The following is an 11,289-nucleotide window of genomic DNA, read 5'->3' on the forward strand; positions in this document are numbered from 1 at the left end:
CTTCGATCATGCGGACATCTATGGCGGCTATGGCGTGGAAGGCCTGTTCGGCGAAGCGCTCTCGCTCAAGCCTTCGCTGCGCGACAAGATTCAGCTGGTGAGCAAGTGCGGGATCAAGCTGGTTTCYTCGCGCCGTCCGGCGCACACCATCCAGCATTACGACACGAGCGCGGCGCACATCCGCGCTTCGGTCGAAAACTCATTGAAGGAACTGCGCACGGACCATCTGGACCTGCTGCTGATTCATCGTCCCGATCCGCTAATGGATTTCGATGAGGTGGCGCATGTCTTCGAAACCCTGCGCAGCGAAGGCAAGGTGCGCGAGTTCGGCGTATCGAACTTCTCGCGCCACCAGTTCGATACGCTGCACAAGCGCATCGCGCTGGTGACCAATCAGGTGGAGTTCTCGCCGCTGCACCTGGCGCCAATGTGGGACGAAACTTTTGACGGCCTGCAGGACAAGGGCATCCGCCCGATGATCTGGTCGCCGCTGGCAGGCGGACGCCTGTTCAGCGAAGGCGATGCTTCCAGCGAGCGCCTGCGCCTGAAGATCAAGGAAATTGCGGACGAACTGGGCAAGCCGTTTGCCAGCGTGGTATTCGCGTGGATCATGCAGCTGCCGTCCAGGCCTGTGCCGCTGACCGGCACCGGACGCCTCGACGGCATCAAGGTCGCCGTCGAAGCGACCAAATTCAAGCTAAGCCGCGCGCAGTGGTTTGAGATCCTGCGCGCCGCCCGCGGCCACGAAGTCGCTTAATCTTTCGGTGGCGCGATGCCGCGCCAGCCGCTGCGCCAGCCGATGTTCAGCAGCAGCGTGCCGCAGATGTACAGCAGGAAGAACAGCACAAAGTAATTGGCCTTCAGCCAGATCAGCAATCCCACATTCACCGCCAGCACGATCAATGCGGCGGTGCTTTTCTTCTGCTTGGAGCTGGGGAAGCGGATGGTCGACACCATCAGGCTGCCCACGGCGAACAGCAGGCCCACCACCAGATAGGCATGCAGCCTGGTGTCCGGATAATCCGGCCATGCCACCACCACCGACRCCACACAGGCCGCGCCGGCGGTAATCGGCATGCCGACAAAGAATTTCGGATCGGTGTGTCCCACGTTCACATTGAAGCGCGCCAGGCGCAGCGCACCGCAAGCAACAAAGAAGAAGGCCGCGATGCCGCCTGCCCGCAGCAGGGTCGGATCGGACGGGCCGATTTGCACGAAGCCATAGCAGTACAGCAGCACGGCGGGCGCACAGCCGAAGTTCATCACGTCGGCGATGGAATCGAGCTGCACGCCGAATTCGGAACTGGTGCCGGTGGCGCGCGCGACGAAGCCGTCCAGCGCATCGAAGATGCCCGCCAGGACCAGCAGGAAGGCCGCCAGGCGATAGTCCTGCGCATAGCCGATATAGGCGTTGTCGACCGAGATCACGATGCTGGCGAAGCCACAGGCGATCGACAGCAAGGTGACCGAGCTGGGCAAGGCGAACTTCGCGCGCTGCAGGCGCTGTTGACGAAGGGAGTTCAAATTTGGCAATGATTATGAAAAAGAATGTGGCCTATTTTACCTCGTCGTAGCAAACGTAACTGAGAGTAACGGAACCGCGTCCGCCGGGAAAGTGGCATAGAATCAAAGCATGGCCGGGTCTGCCCGGCAGCTCTTTCGGAGTACCGTCATGCGTTCGAAACTCCTGCTTCCGGCCTGGCTTCTGGCCGCCTTGCTGACGGCCTGCGGTGGAGGCGGCGGGTCCACCAGCAGCGGCAGCGACATCGGCGTTGCGACGCCCACCACCCCCACCACGCCGACGCCGACCGACCAGCCCGGCGCGCCCGCCATGACGGGCGATACGGCAACGGACGGTTTCAATTGGTTCAACTATCGTCGCGCACAGATTGGCCTGTCCCAGCTCACGCGCAACAGCCGCATCGATGCGGCCGCGGTGGGCCACTCGAATTATTTGCGCCTGAATAACACGGTGGTGCACAACCAGACGGCGGGCAATCCCGGATTCACGGGCGCGGCCCTCAGCGACCGCTTTGCGGCCGCCGGCTATACGCTGACACTGCCGTATGCCTACGGCGAGGTGATCTCCGCGGCATCGGACCGCAGCGGGGTCTATCACGCGGAGGAACTGATCGCCGCCATCTACCACCGCTTCGTGGTGTTCGAGCCGGTGTTCCGCGAGATGGGGGCAGGCGCCGCGACCGGCAACAATAACTACACCTACTTCACCGCCGACCTTGCAACCAGCAATGGCTACGGCGCGGGCGTGGGGCATGGCAAGGTCGTCAACTACCCGGCCGATGGCCAGACGGCCGTGCCCACTACCTTCAACAGCGATAACGAGTCGCCGGACCCGGTGCCGAACCAGAACCAGGTCGGCTATCCAATCAGTGTGCATGCCGATATCTCGGCGCAGATCTCGGTGACCACGTTCACCGTGCATCCGCGCGGTGGAAGCAATATGACAACGCGCCTGCTGTCGCGTGCCACCGATGCGGAAACGCCCACCTCGGCGGCGGCCATTATTCCCTTGTCAACGCTGCAGTCGGGGACCACCTACGATGTGAGCTTTAGCGGCACGGTGGATTCGGTTCCAGTGTCGCGTAACTGGTCGTTTACGACGAAATAGGCCAGCAAACTCTGGACCCGTTTCAGGGCGCTCTGCTATCGTGTTCCTCATGAGCAAAGTTCCAGACGCCCCCATTCGCCGCTGCCTTGATACCGAAGACGGCCTGGGCCGCCTGATGGGCAAACGCGCGCTGTACCGCGAGATCCTGCAGCGTTTTCAGCGCGATCATCTGGACGTGGTGCAGCGCATGACGCAGATGCTGCACGCTGGCGAACGGCTGCAGGCACAACGCGAGGCCCACCTGCTCAAAGGATCGGCCGGCCTGATTGGCGCGCAACAGGTGCACGACCTGACGGTGCTGCTGGAGAACGCCATCGCTGCCGGCACCGAAACCCATTCCCTGCTGCCCTTCCTCGGCGATGCACTCAAGCGCCTGGGCGTCGCCATCGAACGCGTACTGCCCGACCTGCCGGAACAGGAAGAATCCGCCGATGCAGAAGACACAACGGAAAATCTGCACGAACTGCTGCACAAGCTGGCTTTCCTGCTGAATGAAGGAGATGGCGCGGCAATCGATCTGGTGGAGCAGCGGGCCGGCGTATTGGCCGCTGCGCTGGGAGTGAAGGCCTACGAGGCGGTGGCAGCCGCCGCACACGCATTCGATTTCGAGACGGCGCTGGACGCGCTGTACTCGGCGCGCTGACGCCTCAGCGCGTATATTCGGCTTCTTCGTCGAAGGAGTCGGCGCATTCCTTGCCGCAGAAGCGCCGCACGCTATCGAGCGGTTTCTCGCAATACCAGCACGAGCCTTTCGGCGGCAGCGACTGGCGTTTGCTTGCCGGCGTTGATGACGCGGGCAAGGCGCTCTGGCTTGGCGGTTCGTCTTGTCTCGGTTCCACGGTGTTCCCCCTTACAGACACTGACTCAGCTTASTGCACCTTACCGCAGCGGCCATGAGCGACATCAACGTCGCCGGTATTCCGCGGGCAAAGTTTCGTTTTGCCTGAACAAATAATAGCAGGATTAAATCAGCATGATGGCGAGCCCATCGTGCGCCAACGCACACAAAACCAACACTAGCGTTTGGCAGAGAGGGAGAGAATTTTTTTAAATGACAAACCGCCGCCTGATAGCGGCTTTGGGGTCAGGCACTAAATGCGACATCAGTTCGCTTGCAAGGCGAGCTCATGTCGCATTTAGTGCCTGACCCCAGATCTATTTGCCGATGCAGAAACGGGAGAAGATGACGCCGAGCAGGTCGTCCGAGCTGAAGGCGCCGGTGATGGTGGAAAGCTGTGTCTGCGCCAGCCGAAGTTCTTCGGCGAAGAGATCGAGCGATTGATCGGTCTGCGCCGCATGCTGGCCCGCCAGGTCCAGATGGCGCGCGGCGTTCTTCAGCGCGATCAGGTGGCGCTCGCGTGCGAGATACAGCGATTCACCCGTCTGCTGCCAGCCCGCGATGTGCAGCAGTTCGGCGCGCAGCAGGTCCATGCCGATGTTCTCGTGCGCCGACAGATAGATGTGCGTCGCATCTTCCATGCGGTCCACCGATGGCTTGTGGCCGGACAGGTCAATCTTGTTCCAGATACGCAGCACCGGCACGCCTTCCGGGAAACCGGCCACGATGGTTTCGTCGGCGCGCGTCGGCCCCAGGTCGGCGTCCAGCATATGCAGGATCACATCCGCCTTGCCCACTTCGCCCCAGGTGCGCTCAATGCCGATGCGCTCCACCACGTCCACCGCTTCATCGTGCGAGCGGATGCCGGCGGTGTCGATAATGTTCAGCGGGATGCCTTCGATCTGGATCGTCTCGCTCACCYTGTCGCGCGTGGTRCCSGCRATCGGCGTGACGATGGCCACGTCKGCGCCSGCCAGKGCGTTMAGCAGYGASGACTTGCCMACRTTCGGCTGCCCCACCAGCACCACGTTCAAGCCTTCGCGCAGCAGCGCGCCTTGCGAAGCCTGGCGGAACACGTGGTCCAGTGCTTCGACGATGCCTTTCAACTGGCCGCGCGCATCGGATTTTTCGAGGAAGTCGATTTCCTCTTCCGGGAAGTCCAGCGTCGCTTCCACCAGCATGCGCAGATGGGTCACGCGTTCCACCAGTTCGTGAATCGTTTTCGAGAAGGCGCCGGACAGCGAAGCCGACGCCGATTTGGCCGCCGCTTCGGTCGATGCGTCGATCAGGTCGGCCACCGCTTCGGCCTGCGCCAGATCGAGCTTGTCGTTCATATAAGCCCGGCGCGTGAATTCGCCCGGTTCCGCCAGACGCAGGCCGGAGTCATGGCCTGCTTCCAGCACGCGCTGCAGCAGCATCTGCAGCACGATCGGACCGCCGTGGCCCTGCAGCTCCAGCACGTCTTCGCCGGTGTAGGAATGCGGGCCTTTGAAGTAGACCGCGATGCCCTGGTCGATGATGCTGCCGTCCGCATTGGTGAACGGGATATAGGTCGCGTGGCGCGGCTTCAGCGCGGCCTCGCCGAACAGCGCGGCGGCCAGGCCCTTCAGGTTTTTGCCGGAGGCACGCACGACGCCGATGCCGCCGCGTCCCGGTGCGGTAGCGATGGCGGCGATGGGGGAGGAGTCCAGATTCATGGCTCAGATTCTAAAGTATTAAAACCACAGGCGTAACCCTGGTGCCTGCCACGATGTGGCAGGCACCTGCTCTTCTGCTGTGGGTTTTCAAAAAAAAACCCGTGCGACGAGGCACGGGTTTTTCTGCAACAGCCCAGCGAGCCTTAATTGGCAGGCGCCGGGTTGAGTTTCTTGGTGATGACCCACTGTTGCGTAATCGACAGCACGTTGTTCACCACCCAGTACAGCACCAGGCCGGACGGGAAGAAGAAGAACATCACCGAGAACGCCAGCGGCATGAACAGCATCATCTTCGCCTGTGCCGGATCGGCCGGCTGCGGGTTCAGCTTGGTGGTGATGAACATCGAAATCGCGTACAGCACCGGCAGCACGAAGTACGGGTCGGGCTTGGTCAGGTCGTGAATCCACAAGGCCCACGGCGCACCGCGCATTTCGACCGACGCATTCAGCACCCAGTACAGGGCGATAAACACCGGCATCTGCACCAGGATCGGCAGGCAGCCGCCCAGCGGGTTGATCTTCTCGGTCTTGTACAGCTCCATCATGGCCTGGTTCATCTTCTGCGGGTCGCCTTTGTGGCGCTCGCGGATGGCGTTCATCTTCGGCGTCACGACCTTCATGCGGGCCATGCTGCGGAAGCTCGCTGCGGACAGCGGGAAGAACAGCAGCTTGATCAGCACGGTGAAGGCGATGATGGTCCAGCCCCAGTTGCCAATCATGCCGTGCAGCTTCTCGATCACCCACCAGATCGGGTTGGCGACGATGGCCAGCTTGCCGTAGTCCTTCACCAGTTCCAGACCAGGGCTCACTGCGGCCATCGCCTTTTCATCCTGCGGACCGGAGTACAGCTTGGCGTCGTTCGAAATCGTGGCGCCAGGCGCCAGGGTGCCCAGCGGCTGCAGAACGCCGATGGAGTACAGGTTGTCGCCTTCCTTCTTGGTCAGGATTTCGCGCGCCAGCTTGTCCTGCGGGACGAAGGCGGACACGAAGAAGTGCTGCGAGATGGCGATCCAGCCGCCATCGGCCTTGGTCGCGTGGTCAGGCTGGAACGGCTTGCCTGGGTTTTCCTTCTGGTGCTTGTCTTCCTTCTCGATCTTGTCGAAGGTCAGCTTCTCGTACTTGGCTTCCGGCGTGTACATGGTCGGGCCGGTGAAGCTGGAGTTGAACCAGGATGAGCCCTCCGGCTTGTTGCCGTCGTGGACCAGCTGCAGGTACAGCTCCGGCGTGATCGGCGCGCTGCCGGTGTTGGTCACGTCGTGACGCACGTCGACCACGTAGTCGCCGCGCTTGAAGGTGAAGGTCTTGGTCAGCTTTACGCCACCCTGATCGGCTTCCAGAATCAGCTGCACCTGGTTGGCGTCGTTCAGCATGCGTGGACCAGCTTTGGCCACGAACGGCGTGGTGTGGTTCGGCAGGCCAGGCGCGCCCACCAGACCGGACTGGCCCAGGTAGGTGTTCTTGCCGTCCTGCTTGAACAGGACCTGGTTCTTGCCTTCGTCGAAGGCGTCCTTGTACTTCAGCAGTTCCAGGCGCTTGATCTGGCCGCCCAGTGTGTCGATGTCGACACGCAGCACGTCCGTGGTAATGGTGACAACTTCCGTCTTGATCGGTGCCGGGACGGCAGCGCTGGCGTCAGCGCCCGGTGCCGCAGCGGCCGGGGCGGCAGCCGTGGCCGATGCCGTCGGCACGCCGGCGGTAGCAGGTTTGGCCGGAGCAGCGACCGTCTTGGCCGGGGCCGGACCAAACATGGATGGACGGCCAGTCGATACCATCCAGTCGTTCCAAAGCATGACCAGCGATACGGCGAAGACGATCCACAGGATGGTGCGTTTATTGATATCCATTGGGTACAGTCAGGAGTGGTTGCAACCGCAAGCGGTTGTAGGAGAAGTGTTCTTGGGGGGCACCGGATCGACGCCGCCTGCGTTCCAGGGATGGCAGCGGCACACTCGGCGCGCGGTCAGCCAGCTGCCTTTCGCGGCGCCATGCAATTGCAGGGCCTCGATGGCGTAATTGGAGCAGGAGGGATAAAAACGGCAGCGCGGCCCCATCATCGGGCTGATGGCGATCTGGTAGAAGCGCAGCAGCGCGGTCAGCAGGGCTTTCATCGCGCGGGACGATTCTGCGAAGCGAACAGGCGCGTGATTTCCACCCGCAGCGCTGCTTTCAGGCTGGTGGTGGTGGCCGGACCGTCCTTTTTATTGACGGGGCGCGCCAGGCGCACCACGCAGTCAATGGCAGGCAGCCCGGCGACGCGGAAGGCTTCGCGGGTGACGCGCTTGATCGTGTTGCGGGTGACCGCGCGGGGTGCAAACTTTTTGGCAACGACAACGCCCAGCCGCGCATGGGGCAGCTGATTCTGGCGGGTATAAAGCACGAAGTGCGCACTTTTTTGAGCGGGGCGCAAACGAAAAACGGATGAAAATTCATCCGTTTTTACGATGCGCCGAGCGCGTGCGAAGTCGTGTTGTCCCTCGCCTGTCGAGCTGTTGTTGCAGCTTTCCACGCGATCAGCAACAAGCAGATGACTTATACAACAGCCAGACGCTTGCGGCCCTTTGCACGGCGTGCGTTCAGGACTTGACGGCCGCCACGGGTAGCCATACGTGCGCGGAAACCGTGGGTGCGCTTGCGACGCACAACGGAAGGTTGGTAAGTACGTTTCATGTTGGTCTCGCTTAAAAATACAGAATCGGGACAGGCGTGTCCCGGTAAATATTGGTGCCAATGACATTTCGCGCACTTATGCCAACACCTCGGCACAAGCTGGCCAATCTCATCGCCCGCTTCATCCGCGCATCGTAAACTGAAAAATCACGGAGTACGGGCGGGGAACCCTGAATTATCAGCATTTTGGTGTACCTTGTCAACCAACGGCCGAAAAGCCGGTGGCAGGCACGCCGTGCCTGCCACCAGAATCTGCATCGGGTTTTCAATTGCACAACCGTGCAAAATTTCGTGGTTAACCTGTGGATAACTTGCCCGGTCGAGGTTAGAATAGCGCGTTACGTGTGGCGATTAGAACGCCCTCCCACACCTTTTGCAGATAGAAGATTCATGGAAAATTTCTGGCAGACCTGCTCCGCCCAGTTGGAGCTTGAGCTGACGCCGCAACAATTCATGGCCTGGATTAAGCCGCTTGTGCCTCTCGATTTCGAGAACAACAAGCTGCGTGTTGCCGCGCCCAACCGTTTCAAGCTGGACTGGGTGAAGACCCAGTTTGCCAGCCGTATTACGGCCCTGGCCTGCCAGTATTGGGAAACGCCGATCGAGGTGCAGTTCGTGCTCGACCCGCGCCTGAACGCGGTCAAGAAGCCGGCCGCGCCGGCTGTGGTGGCCGGTCCGCTGGGCGATTCGCGTCCGGAAGCGCCTGCCCAGGCCGCTGCGCCGACCGCCGCTGCCGAGTACGCCAACCCGAAAGGCCGCGAACAGAGCCGCATCAACCCCGACCTGACCTTCGAMARCTTCGTSACCGGTAAGGCCAACCAGCTGGCGCGCGCTGCAGCGATCCAGGTGGCCAACAACCCTGGCGTGTCCTACAACCCGCTGTTCTTCTATGGCGGCGTGGGCCTGGGTAAGACCCACTTGATCCATGCCATCGGCAACCAGGTGATGGCCGACCAGCCGGGCGCCCGCATCCGCTACATCCACGCCGAGCAGTATGTGCGCGACGTGGTGACCGCTTACCAGCGCAAGGGTTTCGACGACTTCAAGCATTACTATCACTCGCTGGACATGCTGCTGATCGACGATATTCAATTCTTCGGTGGCAAATCGCGTACCCAGGAAGAGTTCTTCTATGCGTTCGAAGCCCTGATCGCGGCCAAGAAGCAGATCATCATCACCTCGGATACCTATCCGAAAGAGATCACCGGCATGGATGACCGCCTGATCTCCCGCTTCGACTCCGGCCTGACCGTGGCGATCGAACCGCCCGAGCTGGAAATGCGCGTGGCGATTCTGCTGAAGAAAGCCAAGTCGGAAGGCGTGACCCTGAACGACGACGTGGCCTTCTTCGTCGCCAAGCACCTGCGCTCCAACGTGCGCGAGCTGGAAGGCGCGCTGCGCAAGATCCTGGCCTACTCGCGTTTCCACGGCAAGGACATCACCATCGATATCGTGAAGGAAGCGCTGAAGGATCTGCTGTCCGTTCAGAACCGCCAGATTTCTGTGGAAAACATCCAGAAGACCGTGGCCGACTTCTTCAACATCAAGGTGGCCGATATGTATTCCAAGCGCCGTCCGGCCAACATCGCCCGTCCGCGCCAGATCGCCATGTATCTCGCGAAAGAGCTGACCCAGAAATCGCTGCCGGAGATCGGCGAACTGTTCGGTGGCCGCGACCACACGACCGTGCTGCACGCCGTGCGCAAGATCGCCATGGACCGCACCAAAAACCCGGAGTGCAATCACGAGTTGCACGTTCTGGAACAAACCTTGAAAGGCTAGTGTCAGCCACATCGTGGCTGACACCTGGTTTTAGCCTTGGGTTGTAAGCAAATTGCTATACTGCTGGGCTAGCAAGATTTAAATCGTACTAACTTTTTTGAGGACATTTATGCAACTGGTCAAAACCACCCGAGATACCCTTCTCCGGCCACTGCAGATCGTGAGCGGTATTGTCGAGCGTCGGCACACTATGCCGATTCTGGCCAATATCCTCATCCGCAAGGAAGGCGAAAGCGTCTCGTTCCTGTCCACCGACACGGAAGTGCAGATYACCACGCACGCTGACATCGGCTCGGGTGCCGACGTCACCGGCACCACCGTGGCCGCGCGCAAGCTGCTGGACATCCTGCGCGCCCTGCCGGAAGCGGGCGACGTATCCATCACCCTGGCCAACAAGCGCCTGACCGTCCAGAGCGGCAAGTCGCGCTTCGCCCTGCAAACCCTGGCCGCGGAAGAGTTCCCGACCGTGCAGCAGGCCGACAGCTTCAACGCCTCGTTCGAACTGCCGCAAAAGACCCTGAAGCACCTGTTCAACATGGTGCACTTCTCGATGGCCCAGCAGGACATCCGCTACTACCTGAACGGCCTGCTGCTTGTCCTGGACGGCAAAAACGTCATCGCCGTGGCGACCGACGGCCACCGTCTGGCCTTCTGCCAGGTGGAAACCGAACAGGCTTTCGAGCGCCAGGAAGTGATCATCCCGCGCAAGACCATCATCGAACTGCAGCGCCTGTTGGAAGAATCCGACGACGCCGTGAAACTGGACATCGCCGCCAGCCAGGTCAAGCTGCAATTCGCCGACATCGAACTGATCTCCAAGCTGGTCGAAGGCAAGTTCCCCGACTACACCCGCGTGATCCCGAAGGGCTACACCAATAACTTCACGATCAGCCGCGACGAACTGCTGCGCTCCCTGCAGCGCGCCGCGATCATGACCAGCGATAAATTCAAAGGCGTGCGCTGCATCATCAGCCCCGGCTCGCTGAAGATTTCCTCCACCAACGCCGACCAGGAAGAAGCGGTGGAAGAACTGGAAATCGACTATGGTGGCGACAACATCGACATCGGCTTCAACGTCACCTACCTGCTGGACGTGCTGAACAACCTCAAGTGCGACCAGGTCAACGTAGCCCTCGGCGACAGCAACAGCTCCGCCCTGATCTCGATCCCGGAAAACCAGGACTTCAAATACGTCGTCATGCCAATGCGGATCTAACAAAGATCCGTAGTGCAGCGTAGGGCGGATCATCCGATCCGCCGCAGCAGACCAGTAACATCGTTAATTGAGAAAGCAGTGTCAATGTCCGAAAGCCATAACGAACAACCGAACAAGTCTGAAGAATACGGCGCCTCCTCGATCCAGATCCTGGAAGGTCTGGAAGCGGTGCGCAAGCGCCCCGGCATGTACATCGGTGACACCTCGGACGGCACCGGCCTGCACCACCTGGTGTTTGAAGTGCTGGACAACTCGATCGACGAAGCGCTGGCGGGCTACTGCTCGGAAATCCACGTCACCATCCACAGCGACAACTCCATCTCCATCACCGACAACGGCCGCGGCATTCCGGTCGGCCTGAAGATGGACGACAAGCACGAACCGAAGCGCTCCGCCGCTGAAATCGTGCTGACCGAGCTGCACGCCGGCGGCAAGTTCGACCAGAACGCCTACAAGGTGT

Annotated in this window: 13 protein-coding genes; 6 read left to right on the plus strand and 7 right to left on the minus strand. The window is 60.9% G+C overall.

Annotated features, from left to right (window positions below):
- The coding region (locus AB4Z11_RS09735) for an aldo/keto reductase (RefSeq protein ID WP_442024850.1) at positions 1–757 on the plus strand (757 nt) is incomplete at its 5' end.
- On the opposite strand, the gene pssA is transcribed toward AB4Z11_RS09735, so the two are convergent.
- Entirely contained in the window at positions 754–1,524 is a 771-nt protein-coding gene (pssA, locus tag AB4Z11_RS09740) for a CDP-diacylglycerol--serine O-phosphatidyltransferase (protein WP_442024852.1), read from the minus strand. The genes AB4Z11_RS09735 and pssA overlap by 4 nt on opposite strands.
- A gap of 148 nt (positions 1,525–1,672) precedes the next feature.
- Between pssA and AB4Z11_RS09745 the strand changes: the two genes are divergently transcribed.
- Both AB4Z11_RS09745 and AB4Z11_RS09750 read left to right on the plus strand, forming a co-directional pair.
- Positions 1,673–2,629, plus strand: coding sequence for a CAP domain-containing protein (locus AB4Z11_RS09745; protein WP_442024854.1), 957 nt, complete (start codon positions 1,673–1,675; stop codon positions 2,627–2,629).
- A 49-nt stretch (positions 2,630–2,678) separates the two neighbouring features.
- Positions 2,679–3,272, plus strand: coding sequence for an Hpt domain-containing protein (locus tag AB4Z11_RS09750; RefSeq protein ID WP_442024856.1), 594 nt, complete (start codon positions 2,679–2,681; stop codon positions 3,270–3,272).
- A 4-nt stretch (positions 3,273–3,276) separates the two neighbouring features.
- On the opposite strand, the gene AB4Z11_RS09755 is transcribed toward AB4Z11_RS09750, so the two are convergent.
- The 6 genes from AB4Z11_RS09755 to rpmH all read right to left on the minus strand — a co-directional run bounded on the left by AB4Z11_RS09755 (position 3,277) and on the right by rpmH (position 7,831).
- Positions 3,277–3,468, minus strand: a complete 192-nt coding sequence (locus AB4Z11_RS09755; protein ID WP_442024858.1) for a hypothetical protein — start codon at positions 3,466–3,468, stop codon at positions 3,277–3,279.
- A gap of 316 nt (positions 3,469–3,784) precedes the next feature.
- Positions 3,785–5,164 (minus strand): tRNA uridine-5-carboxymethylaminomethyl(34) synthesis GTPase MnmE, encoded by a 1,380-nt coding sequence (mnmE, locus tag AB4Z11_RS09760; RefSeq protein ID WP_442024860.1) that lies wholly within the window; start codon positions 5,162–5,164, stop codon positions 3,785–3,787.
- 143 nt (positions 5,165–5,307) lie between these two features.
- Complete coding sequence (gene yidC / locus AB4Z11_RS09765; RefSeq protein ID WP_442024862.1) at positions 5,308–7,008, minus strand: membrane protein insertase YidC; 1,701 nt, start codon at positions 7,006–7,008, stop codon at positions 5,308–5,310.
- A 9-nt stretch (positions 7,009–7,017) separates the two neighbouring features.
- Complete coding sequence (gene yidD / locus AB4Z11_RS09770; protein WP_442024864.1) at positions 7,018–7,272, minus strand: membrane protein insertion efficiency factor YidD; 255 nt, start codon at positions 7,270–7,272, stop codon at positions 7,018–7,020.
- Complete coding sequence (rnpA, locus tag AB4Z11_RS09775) at positions 7,269–7,670, minus strand: ribonuclease P protein component (RefSeq protein WP_442024866.1); 402 nt, start codon at positions 7,668–7,670, stop codon at positions 7,269–7,271. Before rnpA ends, yidD begins: the two co-directional genes overlap by 4 nt.
- 23 nt (positions 7,671–7,693) lie before the next feature.
- A complete protein-coding gene (rpmH, locus tag AB4Z11_RS09780) occupies positions 7,694–7,831 on the minus strand; it encodes a 50S ribosomal protein L34 (protein ID WP_078035393.1) in 138 nt (45 codons plus the stop codon).
- A gap of 390 nt (positions 7,832–8,221) precedes the next feature.
- Between rpmH and dnaA the strand changes: the two genes are divergently transcribed.
- The 3 genes from dnaA to AB4Z11_RS09795 all read left to right on the plus strand — a co-directional run.
- The gene (gene dnaA / locus AB4Z11_RS09785; protein WP_442024869.1) at positions 8,222–9,613 is read left to right on the plus strand and encodes a chromosomal replication initiator protein DnaA; all 1,392 of its coding nucleotides are present in this window, start codon (positions 8,222–8,224) and stop codon (positions 9,611–9,613) included.
- A 109-nt stretch (positions 9,614–9,722) separates the two neighbouring features.
- Entirely contained in the window at positions 9,723–10,829 is a 1,107-nt protein-coding gene (gene dnaN, locus AB4Z11_RS09790; protein ID WP_442024871.1) for a DNA polymerase III subunit beta, read from the plus strand.
- Positions 10,830–10,913: 84 nt separating this feature from the next.
- Positions 10,914–11,289: ATP-binding protein (locus AB4Z11_RS09795; protein WP_442024873.1), on the plus strand; the 376-nt coding region annotated here is incomplete at its 3' end.

The organism is Pseudoduganella sp. RAF53_2 (assembly GCF_052113985.1).
Lineage (GTDB): Bacteria > Pseudomonadota > Gammaproteobacteria > Burkholderiales > Burkholderiaceae_D > Rugamonas.